Here is an 18,726-nt window from a genome sequence, read left to right as displayed (position 1 = left end):
AGCAATGCGACAACATGAAGACATCAATGCGGACCTGCACCGCCGTCTTGACGACGGGGTGAGGGCGGGGACGATCGAGGCCTCGGCCAGCGAGGTCGCGCCACGTGGCCTGTCCGTCGAGACGCTGGTGGATAACATGCGGGCGGGCCGCCCGCTGCTCGAAGGGATGACGGTGTTCCGGGGCGCCAAGGATCCAGACGTGGATGCTGGCACCTTTGGCGGTGCCACCAAGCACGCGACGCCGGTGCTGGCCGTGGCCCAAGGCTACGCCGCCTTCAGCAACGAACATATCGGGCTGCGCTGCCCGGCCACGCGGGGCATCGGCATGCTGGCGGAATACGCATTGCCGCTGGATGCGGTGTTCCGTCGCAATTTCGGGCTCGAAAGCGAAGCGGACACTGCAGCGTCGGGCGCAGGGATGACGCGTGCGGCGGCGGAGCAGGCGCTTGCGCCGTTGGTCGCCGCCTATGACGCGGCTGAGGACGCACCGTCGCGCGACGCGGCCCGTCGCGAGCTGGAGGCCTACGTGGGGCGGGAGCTCTACGAGCTGGCGCTACCCGCTGACGCTGCGCCCCTGCGCCAGTTCGTGGTCCAGTCCGACGATGCCGGCCGCAGCCGGCTCCTCGTGTTGCAAGAGTCGGGTCCGATCGCGGATGTCGTGATCGATGTGCTGCGCGAGCGCAAGGCGGCGGTGGACCGCTACCACGCTGACCGGCTTCTGCGGGACTTGTCCCCCGAGAGTGGGGTCGCGGCGCAGGCGCTGGATGCCCTGCAGGCCGGTCTTGGCGGCGATTACGCACGGGTCGCCGCGCACGTGGCATCGCATCTCAATGCCATGCAGGACGCAGATCGCGCGGTACCGTTGAGCACGGTCACCGCTGCGCTGGCATGGCGCCGGGCCGCACAGGCCGATGTCAGGATGGCGCAGCTCACCAACAGCGGAATTGTGATCGAGCATGCTGATCCGACGCTGCAGCGCGTCGCCGCCCTGCGGGACGCGTTGGAAACGATCGAGCACGGAGCAACAGCGGCGCGTTGGCTGGGTGAGCGTCAGCCGGTCGGCCGCGAGCTGCGCAATGCCGCCCACGCGGCCGAGATGCATGCGGGCGCGCTGGCGTACGACGTCTCCACGGAAGACGACCTCAAGCGCGCCGAAAACGAGCTGCAGAAGTGGCAGGGCGCCAAGGGCAAAGCGTTGGGCCAGTATCGGGGCTTGCATGCCAACCATACGCGGCAGATGCAACGGAATCTAATTCAGCGACTGTGGTACCGGATGCGCCGCCAGTCGGGTGTCGAGACCGAATTGCAACGTCGGGCGCAGGCACTGGGACAGCTCAACGCGAGACTGCGGCAGGTCACCGTTGCGGCTGAGCGGGCGCGGGAAGTGCGCGCAACCGCTGCTGCGCGGCTGGCCGCCAACGTTGAGACGTTGGATCTTCTGCGCACGTCGATCGTGGCCATGCGCAAGGAGGGAGCGATGGACTATCTGGGGGACGTGGCGCGACTGGCCGACAAGCGCGCCCTCAGCGCCCAAGACCTGACCGCGCTCGCAGCCGCCGCTGACGCGTCGGAACAGCCGCTGCTCGCATCCGTGATGGCGGCGCAGACCGAGGCACGGGCGCTGCGTGCCATTGCAGAGTCAGGTCTGAACGTGTCCGCAGCCGATGCGGCGCTCGATGTTTCCGCTGCGAGCGCGACACAGTCTGGGGTTGGGCTTGTGGTGGAATCGCCGGACGCGAAGGCGCCCCATGCACCGCGTGTCGAGCCGAAGCGGCCGGCCGCAGGCTATGCGCTTGAGATGGCCTGATCGGTTCCTGTAACCTGACAATATGACGAATGCCCCGCGAGGAAGCGGGGCGTCCCTTCCAGCACAAATCATGAACGACAGCAAGACCCCATTGCACGATCGGGATGCCCTGATGGCGGCCGTGGCCGGCAAATACCTGCTGGCCACGACGACGGCGGACGGCAGGACCGTCGGTGAGGCGATTGCCAATACAGGATCCATCCATGCCACGCTGGATGATTACGAAGTACTGGCCGGCGTGCGCGAGGTCCCCATGGCGGCGTTCGACCAGCTCGACGGGCAGGTGACGTTTGCCAGCGCCACCGAGCAGGCCCGCACTATGGCGCTTGCCGAAGCGATCCGGCAGAGCGGGCATATCGATCCCCTCATTGTGGTCGAGGACGGGGAGGGGCCCTATGTGCTGGAGGGCGGCCACCGCTTTGACGCCCTGCGTCTGCTGGGTGCCCGATCGTTTCCGGCCAAGGTGGTGCTGGACATGGCGTCCTTGGTGGAAAACGGTGTCCACGCGCTGGAGCCGCCGCCCAATTACGGGCCATGCACTTATTACGGGACCATTGAAGCGAAGGAAAGCGATCGGCTGCTACTGGAGGCGATGGGCGTGGAGGTGTGGCGCTACGACCAGAACTGTGGTCGCTTCTATGTCTGCTACGCGCCGGAGGTCCATGCCGCTCTGCAGGAGCACACGAACGATTTTTGCGTGAGCGCGACGGCCGTACCGCGCGTGGCAGAAGTGACGGTCTTCAGTGCCGATTTGGGGGCGCCAGCATGGCTCGCGGCACGTCAAGCACTGCTGGAGTGGCGCAGGGTGGGGGCCCCTGACGTGCTGGACTATATCTACGCGGACGAGATCGCTGCGATCGATGCTGCCCGACATCCGTCGCAGAGCAGGAACCGCCCGGCATCGTCGGCGGACAATGACCGTCCCTCGGTGTGCTAGTTCGATTTGAAGCACGCGGCAAATCCCCTACGAACGCGGGGTGAAGATCCGCCGGTTCTTTCCGATACAGTCCTGTGCAACACCCTCTCTTTCGACCGAGCTTTTACTGACTGGACACCCAATGAAGACGCGCGTACTGATCCCCCTGATGGTTGTGGCTGCCTTGATGGTGGGCGGCTGCGGCACTACCAATACCGGTGTGCTCGCCACGGCCGATGAAGCCACCATCGCCAAGCACATCATCAATGGCAAGACGACCCAGCGCGAGGTACGCGCATATCTCGGGGGTCCGGACGATGTCAAGTTCACGGATTCAGGTCAGGAAGTGTGGCAGTACGTGCAGCAGGACACGACGGTGAACGGGGCGACCTTCATTCCCGTCGTGGGGATCTTCGCCGGCGGCAGCAAGACGGATCAGAAGCTGCTCACCATCCTGTTCGACAAGAAAGGTGTGGTCGTGCGCTCGACCTACGCGACCAATACGAAGGAATTCCGGAATACCGTTCGCTAAAGCGGGAGGCCGCTGCCCGAGCGGCCAACAAAAAAAAATGCCGTCGCGTGACGGCATTTTTCTTGCGCGTGTGAATGTCGCGGGGCGACGGATGCTTAGGCCTCGGCGGCCTCGGCGATCAGAAAACGCTGCGGCTTTGCGCCCAGCCACGCCGGGGCGCGGCCACGGCCGGACCACGTCTCGCCGGTCTTGGGGTTGCGATACTTCGGCGGCAGCGGGGCCTTTTCCGCCTTCGGCGCCTTGGCGGCCGAACCAGCCGGGCGGCCGCGACGGCGGACGGTGATGTCTTCCACGGTCAGTTCATAGTCGGCCATGAGCTGCTGGATCTGGGCAATCACGCCGGCCACTTCGGCCGCACGCATTTCTTCCAGCTTGGCTTCGAGTGCTACTTTTTCCGCAAGGAGAGCTTTGTAGGTTGACATGTTCTAATCCCCGTTTAGATCTTGGTTGGTTGATGGGTTATTGGGTTGGTTAAAGCCGGTGCGATGTCAATCCAAACAATGGTTCGCACTGGTTTCGTGATGCCTCGCCGCGTCGCCGCTGGTGTCCGATACGGCGTTATAAGAGAGCACGATAAGGCACTTCGAGATTTTAGCCACTACCAGTATAGCGTTGGCCTCGATTTAAATCCGAGGAAAAAAGGCCGAGAATCGCCTTTAAATCTACAGCTGCAGCGAATTTACGGCGCGATACATCGCGTCCTTTTCGGTATGGCTATAGATCGCTGTCGTCGCGATGGACGCGTGCCGCAACTGGCTTTGAATCAAGGGCAGCGGATGACCGAGCTGCGTCATCAGCGTCGTAAAAGTATGGCGGAACCAGTGCGGCGTGGCCTTGAGCAAGGTATTTGCGTCCTCTGGGTGCTCAGCCTTCAAGATTGTCGCCGCCAATCTCAAGGCCTTTTTAACGATGCCGTAAATGGAGTCCTCGCTGACTGGCTGGCTAAGCGAAGCATTCAGGCCCTGCAGTCCAATCTTGACGACAAGCGGGGTATGCGGATCGGAGCGGCGCGGATCTAGTTTCAGGAGGCGCATATACCGTTCCAACGCCCCCATGGCTGCGCGATTGACGGCAATGGAAGCTGTCTTGTCGCCTTTCCCCGTGACAGTCAGAAACCAGAAATCGGTCGCGCTGGCGATATCCCGGTTCAAATAAAGATCGCCAAGGCGGGCTTTAGCCAACTCCTCCCGGCGCAGACCGGTATTCGCCAAGAACCGCACAACGAACAACATCCGTTCCACCTCGATGTGCTGATCTCCTTCGCCCATCAGCCGCTCGCACTCGCTTTGCAACGCCGCCATGAGGCGTTCAAACGTGTGCAGCGGAAAGAATTTAGGCAGTTGGCCCGGCTGAGGGCCGACCTTGCGGCGAAAGCGCGCGGCCTTGAATGGATTGCCATCGAGATAGCGGACATCGGTGAGGTACGTGAACAACCCTTCGATGACCGTCATCGCATAGGCGCGGCTCCGGGGCGACAGCGGGCCCTCGAAGGGCTTCCATTGGCCTGTGGCTTTGCGCGCGTTGCGTCGACCGCACCAGCTCGCCGGCGGCGCGGCCAGAAACTCCCGATAGCCGTCAAGGTCCTCGCGCGTGAGCGAGGACATCGGCTTGCGGGCGATGCCGACAACCCAGCAATAGAACCGCTGCACTTCCTTGCGATAGGCGCGTAGCGTTGCAGCGCGGTCGGTATATTCCGCGAGCCACACATGGATGGCCTCGATATCCGTGTCGGCCGCGATCTGGCGGACGCCGGTGTGACAGCGGTTCGCGCCATCCCGGCCGGACAAATGGTCAGGCAGGCCGCGCTTGGCGATCTCGTCCAGCGAAGGGGGAACGTCGGGTGTGAGCGCGGTGCGCACTGCAGGCAGATCAGTCATGCGGCATCGCTATCGTGCTTGGGCCATGGGTTGTCGTGGAGAAGGTTCGGGATATCTGGCCACACCGGTTCCCGCTTTTCAATCTGTGCCATCGCCCGCTTGGAGAACGCCAACCGCACGCTTAGGTCCAGCTGCCGCCACGGGTTATGCATGGCCCACGACAAGGGGTCAATGCGGCGGAGCAGGTGGTTTCCGCTGCTCATTTCTAGCAGGTCCCAATGTTGCAAGCCGTCGGGAAGGTCCTCGATCGCACAACCCGCCAGCGCGGCCAACTCAGCCGGATTGGTGGGCGTGTAGACGACATAGTAGCTGGCCCGCGTGCAATGCAGCGTGCAAATGGGGGCGGAGCCACGCCAGTCGCCCAAGTGCATGCCCCCGAGCCGCTGCCGGTTATCATGCTGCGTCAGGTCCACGCGGTGGAGAAAGCTGTGGAACAGGTGTTCGGGTCCGGACATTTTGTTGCGGTCGACCGGTTGGCAGCGCACATTGGCAGGGGTATTGGTGAAACGGGTCCAACTATCCTGTATGCCGTCGGCGACCCAGATGATCTCGTGCATGGCCCAGTGCGTCAGCTGTGCGAGGTTGCCGGTGACGCGGCCGCGAAACCAGTTGCGCACCTCATCTTTTCGTTCGTCGTACTCTGCCTGCGCATGCACGTCGATCTGTTTGGCGAAGTTGAAACGGGCGATAAAGAGGCGGTCCTGCGCAAGGGATTCGCGCGTACCGAACGCCGTGGCATCGACGTTCTTGATTTCGGTGGCGCGTGCTTTCTCAAACGAGGCGATCGGCTTTGGCTTGCCGTCGATCTGTTGGAGATCCCCCGTATCGTGCTGGAGGAGAAACGTCTGGCCCGGCGCGGCGAGGAGATTCAGCGACGCGTCGGAGATCCGGTCGGCGTAGCGTTCCTCCATCCATTGGTTCGGATTCTCCTGCATGTAGCCCACCGCGTCTTCGGACACGGCGGCCGTGCGCACATCTTCCAGCCGCAATGGCGGCAGGGACAAGGGGTCGTACGTTGCGACCGGCAGCTCGGAGGAGGTCGCCAGATTGGAGAGCGCGCGGTCCCGGTCGGCATTGAGCATTTCGCCCGTGTACGACAAGGCGGGTGCCTTGAAACCCTGTCGCCAGAACCGCTCGACGATGAGGTCGAACATCATGGCGGTCCAGACAAGATCCGTGGGTTCCAGCTCGGACACGGTCTTAAGCGGGAGGGCGGCCGGCTGGTAGGCCACGAGGGACCGGACCTTGGTTTCGGTCATGTAGAGCCGGCGGGACGCTTCGTCGTACTCCAGATTCAGCAGCTCATACGGGAACCAGTTGCGTGCCGCGCGCTCCGCGAGCACCCGGTCGGGGCGGCGCGTCATGCCGGCCTGCAAGGGATGCTCCAGTGCTTCCTTATCGGTCAGAACGAAGAGATTGCCACCATTGCGGATCACGAAACAGAAGTAGGACTGGAAGGCGTCGGGATCGCGGATTAGGTTCAGCGAGACACCGGATGGCATGCGCGTCGCTGCCGCGAGCAGGGAGTTGATGTTCCACCACTGGTGCACCGTGCGGTGGTAGACCGGCCGGATATTCAAGGGCTCTGGCTCCCCATCGAGGAACTGGTCCACCCGCAGGTTCGCCATGGAGCGCAGCGCATCGCGCCGCAGCAGCGCGAGGTCGTGTGGCGCGGCGAACAGCTTCTGCACGTCCTCGCGTTCGCCGGCGTTGTACTGGTCGACGGCGCGCTGCAGGGCTGCCTTGAAGCCCGCGCGCACGGCCAGCAGCTCTGGGCTATGCAGCATGCCCAGCAACTCGCGCGGGGCGTTGAGCCGCGCCTGTACCACTTCCGGTGCGTCGATCAGCTCGCGCATCGACACGGCAGTGGTGCGCAGGTAGTCGTCAACGAAATAGTCGAACAACAGCATGGCCGTCACCTCGGTCGGGTCCAGCGCGATCGCCTCATCCAGTAGCTCAAAGGTCTTGCGGAGCTCCCAGTCGCCAAGACGGAAGGATTTCTGCTCGGCATGCAGGCCGGTCGTCTGGCGCCACAGCGCCAAGGCCTGACGCATGGTTTCGCTGTGCGGGATGGTGTTGGTTGCCATGTGTTGGTTCTGCGTGGTCTCAAGGCCTGCCGGTGGCATGGGCGCTAGTTTAAGCCTGCGCGGACTCGAATCCCGCCCCGGTCGTGTGAAAAAACGCGTCGAGCTGGTCGTCCGCCAGATCTGCGAGGGCTTGCGCGAACACGACGCGGGCAGGGCGCCCCTTGGACTTCAGATAGGCCTCGGTACCGCCTGCGCGGACGTTGGTCACGAACGCGGAGAAGGACAAGGACTGGCTCATCATCTGGACGTTCCTTCGCCCATTGTCCCGAATGAGCGCGTCGACCCCGCCGTGCGATTCGGAGATCCTGAATGCGTCACCGTTGGGCTCCATGCAGCAGAGGTAGGGGGCGAAGGGTTGGGCGATGAAGTTGGCCCGCGCTTCGGGATGCGCGTAGACACGCAGGAACACGCGTTCGATCACGGCACGTTGTTGAGCGTTGGCAAAATGCTGCAGCCATTTCACCAATGGGGCATTCATGCCCAGCAGCAGCAGTTCATCCGGCTTGTTGAGCTGGGGCTGCATATAGGCACCGATCGGCACGGTCAAGAACACATCCGCTACTTTCATCTTCGTGCTGCACTGGACGGTGTGCATGGCTTGCAGGGCCTCGGCCAAGAAATCCGGATCGAGACCAGCGCCTGCGCCCTTGAAGTTGGCCAGATAGGTCTGGATACCTGCCTCAACCTTCGTCAGCGCGCCGGCGATCACGGCAGGCTTGCACGGTTCAACCATGGGGTGCAGCCATGGCGACAGCTCGGGCCATTCGCGCAGCGTGGTCTCAGACTTGATGGGCTGGTTGGTCAGCCATTCGATTCGGTCGGAGGTGGCCTGTAGTCGTCCCTTGGCCAGCCCCAGCGAGAATCGGCGGACCCAGCCCCAGTCCATCACGTCGTTGGCGCGTTCGGGCTCCGGTACCTCGGCATACACCGCCAGACGTGTCTTGCCCGTGAGCGTGACACGCAGCGGTCGGACCCCGTTCGCTTCGATCCACTGCAAGGCAAGGGACAGCAGGTCGCTACTGTTCTCCTGCGCCCACACCAGATCAAGGATGCCATGCAAGGCGCGCTTGTCGCTCACATCCGGCAAGGCGCGACCGCGCTGGGCGCAGCGCCATGTCACGATGCTGGTGTCGAGCAGTTGGTCGAGCTTGCTGGCATCCGTGACGTTGGCGTCTGCGATGGCCGCGCGCAGGTAGGCGCGGGTCGGGGCCTCTTCGGCCTCCTCGCGGCGCAGGCGAGCTGCGGCTTCCTTGAACAGTCGGATATAGGCGACATAGCCTACGCGGGCGTGGCGGTTGAAGACGTACCATTCCAATGTGTCTGCCTTGACGCCATCCAGACAGATGACGCCGGAGGTGCCGCCGCGTTCGGGTTGGGCCTTGGTCAGGCTCACCCGGGCGTTAAAGCGGCCATCGGCACCATAGCATCGCTTGACGGGGACATCGACGCAGAGCTCGTGGCCATCCTTGTAGGCGATGAGCTCCGCGCTAGGGAGAATGGGTTCGGCGAGGTGGCGGACGTGGTCGCCATCGCGACGCATACACCCCGGGGCGGTGTCGACGTCTAGCAGATGATCGAAGTAGCACAGCACCCGGGAGCCGCTGCGCAGCTGCGCGTTCTGATCCTTGATGAAAGTTTGGACGTCCGGGCGGCCTGTGCCGATCAGCGTCTGCGGCTCATCATCAGCGATGAAAACGAAGTGCCGCTGCTGGAAGGCGAGCGAGAGGAATTGCAGCGCCTCGGACGGGTCGTAGAAGTGGCCGAAGAGCGTCTCACGATGGTCGAGGCCGCACAGCAGGATCAGGAAGCGCTTGTAGTGCAGCGCCAACTGGTCGTGATCCTTGACGGCTTCGGTGAATTCCAGATCGCGAAAGGTCAGGTCGCTGCCATCGTAGCCTCGGAATACCGCGTCGATCTCAGCTGTGGTGGGGAACAGGCGCGGCGTGGCTTCGTGGGTCGGCTCGGCGGAGTACACCCGATAGATATTGTCCCCGTCGCGGATCAGTAGGAAGGTGAGCTTGTTGCGGACGCTGCGCACAGCGGCCTCGTAGGCGGAGAGCTTTTCATAGTCGGCCGAGGCGCGCCGAGCGGCCATGGCCACCACCATGCGCGGCTTGGGCAGGATCTGGTCGCGGAACGAGGCATTTGTAGCAAGAGCGCGATCGAAGTCCGGCAGGCTGCGGTAGTCCCAGTCGGCATCGACGTCCGCCCACGCGGCAAACTCGCAGTCCGCGAACAGCTTGGCCTGCCGAAGGTGGAGCTTTTCCTCACGCGGTGCCGACTCGCCTTTGGCGATGACCTCGATGGTCACGCCCTTGCCAGTGTAGAGATCGAGCGTGGCGATGCCCTTCATCAGGTCGGCGGCGTATTGCCGGACATGGCTGGTCCGGGCGAGCGCCACCTGTGCCTTCTCGGCCAGATACGGGGAGAGCGCCTTGATGGTGGTGGCGATCGCCTCGGTGCGTTGGGTGAGCCAGCCGGCGGTGAGTTCGGCCTTCTTGGCCTCCCGCTCGGCGATCAGCCGCATGGCCACGACATCCTGCGTCGTGAGGCGATTCTCCAGCACGAAGCCGATGTCGGTGCGCAGGGCGCCGCCGGGGCTGGCGACAGTCAGCGCCGCTGAGATCGGCGCTTGTCCTGCCTTGGCAGCCTCGCGGTCCAGTTCGGCCTGCTTGTCCGCTTCCCATTTGTTGATGCCCTCGGCAATGGCGGTCGCCATGAGAGCCGGATTGCGCTGGCCGGCTAGCAGCTCTTCCTGCAGAGCAGCGACTTTGGTGTGAATCGCCTGCATTTCCGTCTCCCGCACGGCCTCGCCGTCCGGGGCGTATTCGAAGGCGTTGAGGAAGTCATGCACCAGCATGCGGTGGTAACCGGTGCCTCGGGACGGATGGTTGGCAAGCTGGACGGTATGCGCGGCGGCATCGTAGACGTCGACGGCGGTCAGGAGTAGGACCGTGCCGCGTTCAACGTGCTCGAAATGCCCCTCCCAATGCCTGAGCTCGAATTTGACGGTTTCGCGGGCACGCCAGTAGGTCCCCGGCTCCAGCGTCTGGAAGCGCTCCATGCGGGTGGTGGCATCGGCCGCGTCGGCGTGGGTAGAGGGCAGGTTGCTCATGAGGCTGTGATCGGTCAGTGACGTCATGGGGTCGGCGTTACTCGGCAGTCCAGCGCTTGGCAAGGTCGAGGCAGCGCCGGCAGGTGATCTTCTGTACGTATTGGGAGGCGGAGTTGCTGGTGTGAGCGACCTCGGGCACTGAGTACCGGCGGCCGTTGCTGCCACGGGCGGCCGTGCACAGGAAGTCGCCGGCCTTGCGTCGCAGCTTGGGGGTCTGCAGGTCTTCCAGCAGCAGGATGTGGTTGACCGTCGCACGGTTGCGGCCGTCACCCCACGACGTGGCCGACAGCCCGCTCAGGACGTCCTTGATAGCACTGACCCAGCTGACCGGCAGTTGGAGGCGTGCATTGAATGCCTTGGCCTCGGCTTGCTGCGCGGCGTGCCGCTCGGCATCCGCTGCCTCTGCAGCGGTATGGGCGGCCGCGCGTTCTGTCACGGCCCGGGCCCAGTCGCTTTGGGTGACACAGGAGATGTGACGGCCCACGGTCACGCGAACCGGTGTGCCCGCTGCGAGCCCGGGGTCCACAAACACCAGCACTTCGCGTTCCACGCTCAGGGTGCCATCCGGCGCCACGGCCGCATCGTAAGTGCGGCCCCGGACGGTATTCAGCCACATGGGGTCGATAAAGGCGCTGACCATCCGGAGCCGATGTTCCGGGGCCTCGAACGGCTGGGGGGTGGTGGCGGCAATCGACTGCAACTTTCTTGGCATGTCGTATCTCCCGAAATCAAAAGTATCTCTGTCGGTACTTTTCATTCATTCATGATAATAACGACTATCATGAAATGCAAGGCAGAAAGATATGTATGTATTGATATATGATGAGATATTTATATTGACGACGGCACGCCGTCGTCCTACGATGTGGTCGAAACGTCTGTTTTTGTCGGAAAAATCGCATCGTTCTGGCGCTACGGCGCGGCGCCTGCGCCGCCGATAAAGAAGGTGGCCAGCGTGCACGCTGGGCGGGCAAGACAACCGGGATCTGAGATGGATGCAATGGCGGACAGGCGGCAGCGGGCGCTCGCGATGGCGACGCCGGTGGTGCCGCGCGCGAAGCTCGACGAGGTGCTGGCGGCCACGGCCGCGTTCGCTGAAAGCCTGTCGCCGGACACCCGGCGCCAGCTGGCGGCGCTCGAAAAGCTTGCGCCGGCGCAGATCGCTGGCCAGACCGTGCCCGTCGATGTGGCGGCTGTCATCGGACTGGTACACGCCCACGGCGAAATCGTGGAGCTGCTCAGGGCGGAGATCGCCAGACTGAGCAGCGAACTGCAGGCGAGCAAACAGACCTCATTCCCGCTATGACGCCCATTCCTGACCACGCAGAATCCAGCCTGACCGAGCGCATTGATGCCGCGCGCGCCAGTGGCGTCGTGCTGGACGATCAGGACGTGCAGCGGATGCAGGAACTGGCGTCGCAGCGCACAGCGGTGCTCGGCAGGATCCGCCACCCGGGGTCCCCTTGATTCTGGTGCAGTTTACCGGCATAGCGCTCCCTAGCATCTATGCGGGTTTCCTGGCGTTGGTCGGGTAAATATCCTTGTAAATCAATAAGTTGCTGTCTACCATTTCGCCACCAGAAGAATTGACCCCTAGCGCACTTTCTTGACGCGTGCGTTGCGTCCCCGTCGCATTGCCGCTAATCTCGGCGGTCCGTCTCACGCTTGGGAGAAAGCGCGATGGATCACTGGCAAATGGCGTATCTCGGCATGCGGCAGATTCCGCGCGAACTCAGCGAGTTCGAGCTTGCCACGTTCTTCACGTTCTCCGCCAAGGAGCGGGCCCTGATCGACGCGCGGCGCAGCCACCTGTACCGCCTGGCCTGCGCCGTTCACATCGGCTTTGTCCGCATGACGGGCCGCACCCTCGATGCCTACAAACAGGTGCCCAAGTTTCTCTGGGCCTACGTCGGCGCGCAACTTGGCATCACCCCGCCGGATATGGGCACGCTGGGCGCGCTGTATGACGGGCGCACCGATACCCTGGTGGACCATCAGATGCTGGCCTACCAATTCCTCGGGTTCAGCCCGATGGCGGAGCATCAGCGGCGTTACGTGACGCGCTGGCTCAAGGAGCGGCTGGCAGGCCAACCGAGCCGCAGTGACCTGCTGCACGAATTGAAACGCTGGCTGTACGAGCATCGCATCCTGATCCCGCATGACCGGGCGCTGAAGCGGCTGATCAGTCAGGCTGTGGAGGCCTGTGAGGCGGCGCTGACGAAAGCGCTGGTGCAAGCCTATGGTGAGGCCTCTCTCGACGCGTGGGGTACCTTGCTCCCGCGGCCGGAAGGCGACCGCGCGAGCCTCCAGCAGTGGCTGTGGGCGGTTCCGCTGCGCAATTCCACGCATCAGATGGGCGAGTTGTTTGACAAGATCGACCGGCTGTACCTGCTGGGCGTCCAGCAAGGCTGGCCGACGGTCTGCAATGAGGCAGTGGTTCGCCACTACGCGCGGCGTTGTGCGAATCGCCCGGCGTCAGTCAGCAAGCGGGTTGCGCAACAGTCCCGCCGCCTGGAAGCCGCCTGCTTCTTGCGCTATGCATTGTGTGCGGCCACGGATCAGCTGTCGTCCATGCTGCGGCACTGGATTCGCAAGTCAATCAACGATGCGGGACGCCTGATCGACGCCGGGCGGCCGGATCCTGGCGTCAAGCTGCGGGAATTCGCTGCCGCCGTCAAGGTGCTGGCCGCCGACGAGACGCTGACACGAGAAGCCCTTTGCCAGCAATTGGGCGCTCTGGCCGATGCGGCGACCTCCCAGAATCTGCCAAGCCGAGCCAGTCTGATCCGCGCACAACTCCTGTCACGACAACGGCAAGCCAGGGCCATGCTGGGCAGGCTGGTTCGCCTGCCATTCTCCGCCCAGTCGGCCCATCCGGTGATCGAGGCCATGGAGGTGCTTCGCAAGCTTTATGCGCGCAGGGCCGACTGGCTGCCCGATAAGGTGATGGTTCGATTGGGACGCGCCTGGCAGCCAGCATTGGAGGGCCAGGATCGCAAGCGAGCCCTGGCCGCCTTCGAATGGGGGACGCTGTTTGCCCTGCGGGTGGCGCTGCGTAATGGCTCGGTCTTCCTAGACCACAGCTTCGCCTACCGTAGCCAGGCGGCGCTACTGATTTCCAACGAGGCTTGGCAAGCCCGACGTAATCACTTCTACGGCCACCTCAAGCTGCCGCAGGACGCCAAGATATTCCTCGAGCCCGTGGTGGCACATTTGGATGCGGGGCTTGCCAGGCTGCGCGACGCTGTCCAGCGTGGCGAACTGAAAATCGATAGCGCGATCCATATCGATCCGCTCACGGCAATGAAACCGGAAGCCTCTGTGGAGGCGCTGCGACGCGCGCTGTTCGAGCGGCACCCCGGTGGCCAATTGCCGGAAATCCTGCTGGAGATAGACAGCAGCACGCACTTCAGTTGGCTCCTGCTGGGCCGGGAGCCGCATTCTCGCAGTGAACTGCTGATGGTCTACGCGGCGGTGCTGGCGCATGGCACCTCAATGTCGGCGGCGGATCTCGCGCGCATGGTGCCGGAGTTGTCGCCCAGCGCGATTCGGCAGATGATGCATCGCATTGCTGATGAGCGCAAACTGCGCCAGGCCGCTGATGTCGTGCTCGCCTTCATGCACCAGCACCCGATTGCCAGGCACTGGGGACGTGCCGATCTGGCGTCTTCGGACATGATGTCGTTGGAGACCGCGCGCACAGTCTGGCAGGCACGTGCCGATCCGCGCCGACGCACGGCATCGATTGGCATGTACACGCATGTTCGCGACCGCTGGGGCATCTTCTATGACCAGCCAATTTTGCTGAATGAGCGGCAGGCCGGCGCGGCCATCGAGGGTGTGATCCGCCAGAGCGGATCGGAAGACGTGGCGCAACTGGCAGTCGATACCCACGGCTTTACAGATTTCGCCATGAGTCTGTCCCGGCTGCTTGGCTTCGATCTCTGTCCGCGGCTTGCTCACCTGCGCGACCGCCGCCTGCATGTGCCCCGGGATCATGACGTCCCAGCCGAATTGGCTGCGGTGGCGGACGCGGATGTCCGGCTGGCCTTGATCGAACGTGCCTGGGACGAATTGGTCCGGATCGCGGCATCGGTGCAAAGCGGGCAATGCACGGCGGTCCAGGCACTGACGCGCTTCGGCGCGGCGGCGAAGGGTCAGCCCGTCTATGAAGCTGGCGTTCATCTCGGCCGACTGCTTCGCACGATCTTCCTGATCGACTACTTCACCAATCGCGCCTTCCGCCATGAGATGCAGCATGCCTTGAACCGCGGTGAGGCTGTCCACACCGTGCAGCGGGCCATCCACTATGGCAAGATTCCACTGGAACTGACCCGGCACGACGCGTCGTTAGCGGCGGTATCGTCGGCTCTGAGCTTGCTGTCCAACGCCTTGATGGCCTGGAACACGCTGCACATGCAGCGCGCGCTGGACGCGATTGAAGCCATCGGCGGCGAAGCCATGCGTGCCGAAGATCTGCGCCAGATTGCACCGACACGCGTGGAAGGCATCAACTTGCGGGGCACTTTCGACTTCCCGATTGCTCGCTACGCCCATCGGCTGCTGCCGAGTGCTGCACGCGCGGAGCCGCTGTCGCAGTGGCGTACGGCATAGGTCTCCGAGACTTTGCATCAAGCCATTGCCGCGCCAGCATTGGCCAATCGCAGAAGCATTCAACTCCGGGCAGCCGCGCAGCGTGTCTGGGGCGGTCCTGGCAGCCGCACCGGAAAGGCTCGCTCATCGAGAATAGCTGCCGCCGCTGCGCCGTGAGTGGGCGCGCGCACTCGTCAAAGGCGGTCGCACCGCGAGCCCGTGCGCCCGCGTAGCCGAGGCGGTAGTGCTGGCGCGCCGCAGGCCGACTTTGTTCGATAGGGCCCCTATCTGATGCTCGTCAATACGCTGGCCTGCGCGGGATGCTTGCAGCTGGGTCTGGCCAGCGAGCCAGCGCCGAATCGCCATCAGGTCGGCGGCACGCGCGCGCTGCGTCCCCGCGTCCAAGAGCACGATAATGACCGGACCGTAGTGCGTGTTGACTTCCATCGCAATGCAATGGCCGGCTTCGCGGGTGAAGCCCGTCTTTGGGATCCAGATGTTCCATCCCGGCTGGCCAAGCAGCCAGGTGGTATTGCGATAGGCGAGTGTTCTTGCGCCGACCATGACGCGGTGGCGCGACAGCGTGGTGAACTCGGTGATCAACGGATAGTGCGACGCAGCTCTCGCCATCTTGGGGTCGCTTCAGAAAATTTTGCACTAAGCGATCGCTAGCCCCCCGGGCGCCAACTACCGGGCGACGAACCTGACCCATAGAATTCGGAGATAGTGTCTCTTCACTTCCGAGCCAGCTGCGTCGCGGCGGAAGCACAGGTTCTACCCGGCGCGCCCCTTCCACGCCAGCCGTCGTGTCGGGCCGTCGACCGTCTGCTCTTACCCCGACACCACCTAGCGCACACCTAGCACCCTCCAACCTGGCATCGCGGGGGCCAGCGATAATATCGAATGCAAGGCCGAGAGCCTCAAAATCGTCCCGGCGCTAGAGGGGCCAAACAATGGATCCGCGTCGGCGCACAGCCTCAATCTGCCCAAGTACACCCTATACACCGACGCGGCCACATTCTACGACTGAGCCAATTCTGCTGAACGAGAGGCAAGCCGGCGCCGCCACAGAGGGCATAAACCTAAGAGTGGCGTTCGGAGCATATGGCGCTGCCCGCCTGTTGATCTGTCTCCGCGGACCGCGACCTGTGTGGGACGTGCCGAGCCGGCCATTATTATCCAGCGAGCCACGCCACAAGGCAGGATCCCAGTCGAACTGTGCGTTTCTGCTGGAGCGGCTTGGCCTTGCAATGCGTCAAAGGCGTGATTGCGAAAGCAAGCGTCAGGTACGGCACTTACCCCAACGCCAGGCGGCGCGACAAATACGCTCCATGCGGCACATAGATGTGGCGCCGTGTAACGGAAGCAACCCCGGTGATGCAATGTAAGCGAATCTGCCCAACCGTGACCGGGGGCAGCACGAATCAGCCGATGTCCTTTCGCGGAACGGCGCAAGCTGGCCCCTTGAAATTTGGCTGCGCAATTACTATTTTATTTTCGCTCAGGCAGTCGCGACCATTGCGCGCTGCGTGTTTCTGTTTGTTTGCCAGCAGCTTGGCAGGTGGATGGGAGCGCGTATGCCCCTTCGCCTCCTTGCTGCATCGAAGGAGGATACGACCATGAGCGATCTATTCTTTGGAACCGACGTTTTCAGCGAGCTCGACCGCATGCAAAGGCAGATGGCGAGTTTGTTCGGCGGCTTCCCATCCAGCATCCGCTCCGGCCGCTTCGGGGCATTTCCCCCGGTCAATATCGGTGCCACGGACGATTCCATCGAGATTGTCGCGTTCGCACCCGGGCTCAAGCCAGACCAGTTCGAGGTGTCGATCGACAAGGGCTTGCTGACCATCAGCGGCGAGCGCGAAGCGGCGCAAGCTGCGCACGATCCCGAGGTCCGGCTGTATGCGCAAGAGCGATTCACCGGCACGTTCCGGCGTGTGGTCGAATTGCCGCAAAGCGCCGACCCCGACAAAGTCCAGGCGCGCTATGCCAACGGCTGCCTGTCTATCAGTGTCGGCAAGCGCGAAGCCTCAAAGCCCCGGGCGATCACGGTCCAATAACGTGAGGAGAATGCCATGAACGAGACTACCCAAGTGGCTGAACGCAACCAGAACGCGGTGACAACAGGTCAGGAGGACAGGTCCACGCCGACGATGACCCTGCTTCCCGCGGTCGACATCGTCGAGGACAGCAACGGCGTCACCCTCTGGGCCGATCTTCCGGGTGTGACCAAGGACAAGCTTGAGGTGAATGTCCACGACGGCAACCTCCATATCGAGGCGGAAGCGGTCGTGCCCACGCCCCAAGGCCTGCGGGTGCAACACGCGGAGATTCGACAGCCTCACTTCGCCCGCGCTTTCTCGCTAAGTGCCGACCTTGACGCGTCGAAGATCGAGGCGAACTTGCAGGACGGCGTGCTCAAACTGACAATCCCGCGTCGCGACGAAGCGCGTCCACGCCGCATTGCAGTCAACGTGGCGTGAGTTGCCGCCGCCGGGTACCGGTGGCGTCTGCAAGGCCCCACCGCAGTACCCGCGGAAATGGGCTGGACATACGTCGGTGAGGACAAGATGAAAACAGACCTGGGCAAATGGAACCCATTCAAGTTCCTACGCAAATCGACAGAGGATAGGCAGCCGACGGGCGAGTCGTCGAATGTTCCCGCGCCAAGGCACTGGACACCGGACTGGCCCGACGTTTCACGGCTGTTTTCCAGCGATCCCCTGCGTGCGATGGGCGAGTTTCTGCATGAACCCTTCGCGGGCTTCGGCGGTCTGGATCGATGGTTCGGTGACTTCAGTTCGTCGCGCTTCCAACCTCGCATCGATGTAGTCGATGATGGCACGGCGCTGAGGATCACGGCGGAGCTGCCCGGCATGGATCGCGAGGACCTGCAGACTACCATCGAAGATGGCGCCCTGGTATTGCGAGGTGAGAAGAAGCAGGACATTCGGAGCGAGGAAAACGGCTGCTACCGCCTGGAGCGGGCATACGGCGCCTTCATGCGCAGTATCCCGCTGCCCGATGGCATCGACCTCGATCACATCGATGCGAAGTTCGACAGAGGCGTATTGACGCTGCGTCTACCCAAGACCGGAGCGCGGCAATCTGCGGTGAGGAAGATCGAGGTGAAGTGAGCGGAAGATGGCGAGCTGCGTCAAGGGCATAGACTCGCGTGAGTCTGCTGCGCTCAGCTGGGAGATTCCAGCTGGCCATGCAAGGTAGCGCGTCCGAGGCCGTTTCTGGCATAGGCGGCGCTCGGAACGCGCGGTGCCGGCTTGCAACCGCAGCGAATCCACGTGCGACGCTGAGGTCTTGAAATCGCCGGACTGGCCTCTATTTCCGCGGTAAACACTTCCCGAGATGGAGACTTCGATGGAATTCGATTCTGAGTGGGTGACGCTAGGCAAGCATCGGGTGCGGCTCAAGTGCACGCGCGGCTTTCCTACCGAGCGGACGCGGCGCGTAGCGGAGTTGGTCACAGTCGCGATCGATAACAACCTCAGCGCGCGGGCCCGTTTGGTCGACGTCACGGCGCAAGGCGATGCTTACGTGATCAGCATCGGCACGACGTTCGACAAGGACAGAGTGGCGGCCCCCCACCTGGAAGTGGCACTGGCCACGATGTTCGGCTTGGCGCCCGAGCAGATCACGATTGACATTGTCGTCGTCAGTCAGGCAGAGGTGGATGTGCATTTTGGCGTATATGAGCGGATGCTGGCAGAGAAGCTCGGCACCGTGCCGGCCATTCAGTGAAGCGCCAGGATCGGTGCCTGGCCAATAATGCTTGTGGTTTGAA

Annotated in this window: 16 protein-coding genes; 10 read left to right on the top strand and 6 right to left on the bottom strand. The window is 63.2% G+C overall.

From position 1 onward, the window contains the following. The first annotated feature begins 4 nt into the window (after nt 1-4). From ACREYQ_RS31480 to ACREYQ_RS31470, 3 genes are all read left to right on the top strand, one after another. Nucleotides 5-1,807: a hypothetical protein gene (locus ACREYQ_RS31480; RefSeq protein WP_432262806.1), complete on the top strand. Its 1,803-nt coding sequence runs from the start codon at nt 5-7 to the stop codon at nt 1,805-1,807. Nucleotides 1,808-1,877: 70 nt separating this feature from the next. Beyond that, nucleotides 1,878-2,744, top strand: coding sequence for a ParB N-terminal domain-containing protein (locus tag ACREYQ_RS31475; RefSeq protein ID WP_432262805.1), 867 nt, complete (start codon nt 1,878-1,880; stop codon nt 2,742-2,744). A gap of 121 nt (nt 2,745-2,865) precedes the next feature. After that, nucleotides 2,866-3,255, top strand: coding sequence for a hypothetical protein (locus ACREYQ_RS31470; protein WP_432262804.1), 390 nt, complete (start codon nt 2,866-2,868; stop codon nt 3,253-3,255). A gap of 95 nt (nt 3,256-3,350) precedes the next feature. Here ACREYQ_RS31470 and ACREYQ_RS31465 read toward each other — a convergent pair whose 3' ends face one another. The 5 genes from ACREYQ_RS31465 to ACREYQ_RS31445 form a co-directional block, all read right to left on the bottom strand. Then, on the bottom strand, nt 3,351-3,677 hold the full coding sequence (locus ACREYQ_RS31465; protein ID WP_432262803.1) for an H-NS histone family protein: 327 nt from the start codon (nt 3,675-3,677) through the stop codon (nt 3,351-3,353). 240 nt (nt 3,678-3,917) lie between these two features. Then, nucleotides 3,918-5,132 (bottom strand): tyrosine-type recombinase/integrase, encoded by a 1,215-nt coding sequence (locus ACREYQ_RS31460; RefSeq protein ID WP_432262802.1) that lies wholly within the window; start codon nt 5,130-5,132, stop codon nt 3,918-3,920. Then, nucleotides 5,129-7,219 (bottom strand): hypothetical protein, encoded by a 2,091-nt coding sequence (locus ACREYQ_RS31455; protein ID WP_432262801.1) that lies wholly within the window; start codon nt 7,217-7,219, stop codon nt 5,129-5,131. Before ACREYQ_RS31455 ends, ACREYQ_RS31460 begins: the two co-directional genes overlap by 4 nt. Before the next feature lie 49 nt (nt 7,220-7,268). After that, complete coding sequence (locus tag ACREYQ_RS31450; protein ID WP_432262800.1) at nt 7,269-10,361, bottom strand: hypothetical protein; 3,093 nt, start codon at nt 10,359-10,361, stop codon at nt 7,269-7,271. A 10-nt stretch (nt 10,362-10,371) separates the two neighbouring features. Beyond that, a complete protein-coding gene (locus tag ACREYQ_RS31445; protein ID WP_432262799.1) occupies nt 10,372-11,046 on the bottom strand; it encodes a hypothetical protein in 675 nt (224 codons plus the stop codon). 279 nt (nt 11,047-11,325) lie between these two features. Here ACREYQ_RS31445 and ACREYQ_RS31440 point away from each other — a divergent pair, with 279 nt between their 5' ends. The 3 genes from ACREYQ_RS31440 to ACREYQ_RS31430 all read left to right on the top strand — a co-directional run bounded on the left by ACREYQ_RS31440 (nt 11,326) and on the right by ACREYQ_RS31430 (nt 14,948). After that, entirely contained in the window at nt 11,326-11,640 is a 315-nt protein-coding gene (locus ACREYQ_RS31440; protein WP_432262798.1) for a hypothetical protein, read from the top strand. Next, complete coding sequence (locus ACREYQ_RS31435; RefSeq protein WP_432262797.1) at nt 11,637-11,801, top strand: hypothetical protein; 165 nt, start codon at nt 11,637-11,639, stop codon at nt 11,799-11,801. Before ACREYQ_RS31440 ends, ACREYQ_RS31435 begins: the two co-directional genes overlap by 4 nt. A 213-nt stretch (nt 11,802-12,014) precedes the next feature. Next, nucleotides 12,015-14,948 (top strand): Tn3 family transposase, encoded by a 2,934-nt coding sequence (locus tag ACREYQ_RS31430; protein ID WP_432262796.1) that lies wholly within the window; start codon nt 12,015-12,017, stop codon nt 14,946-14,948. Between the two features lie 123 nt (nt 14,949-15,071). Here the strand turns inward: ACREYQ_RS31430 and ACREYQ_RS31425 are convergent, their stop codons facing one another. Then, on the bottom strand, nt 15,072-15,557 hold the full coding sequence (locus tag ACREYQ_RS31425; RefSeq protein WP_432262795.1) for a hypothetical protein: 486 nt from the start codon (nt 15,555-15,557) through the stop codon (nt 15,072-15,074). A 989-nt stretch (nt 15,558-16,546) separates the two neighbouring features. Between ACREYQ_RS31425 and ACREYQ_RS31420 the strand changes: the two genes are divergently transcribed. From ACREYQ_RS31420 to ACREYQ_RS31405, 4 genes are all read left to right on the top strand, one after another. Further along, nucleotides 16,547-16,987 (top strand): Hsp20/alpha crystallin family protein, encoded by a 441-nt coding sequence (locus tag ACREYQ_RS31420; protein ID WP_116322962.1) that lies wholly within the window; start codon nt 16,547-16,549, stop codon nt 16,985-16,987. A 15-nt stretch (nt 16,988-17,002) separates the two neighbouring features. Continuing rightward, complete coding sequence (locus ACREYQ_RS31415; RefSeq protein ID WP_116322963.1) at nt 17,003-17,410, top strand: Hsp20/alpha crystallin family protein; 408 nt, start codon at nt 17,003-17,005, stop codon at nt 17,408-17,410. A gap of 87 nt (nt 17,411-17,497) precedes the next feature. Then, a complete protein-coding gene (locus tag ACREYQ_RS31410) occupies nt 17,498-18,064 on the top strand; it encodes an Hsp20/alpha crystallin family protein (RefSeq protein ID WP_041682411.1) in 567 nt (188 codons plus the stop codon). 238 nt (nt 18,065-18,302) lie between these two features. Further along, the gene (locus ACREYQ_RS31405; RefSeq protein ID WP_432262794.1) at nt 18,303-18,683 is read left to right on the top strand and encodes a hypothetical protein; all 381 of its coding nucleotides are present in this window, start codon (nt 18,303-18,305) and stop codon (nt 18,681-18,683) included. The last annotated feature ends 43 nt before the right edge of the window (nt 18,684-18,726 follow it).

The sequence above is a fragment of the Cupriavidus sp. TMH.W2 genome (assembly GCF_050847365.1).
Classification (GTDB): domain Bacteria; phylum Pseudomonadota; class Gammaproteobacteria; order Burkholderiales; family Burkholderiaceae; genus Cupriavidus.
The sequence above is the reverse complement of the archived record's forward strand: the minus strand, read 5'-3'. Positions and strand labels throughout refer to the sequence as shown.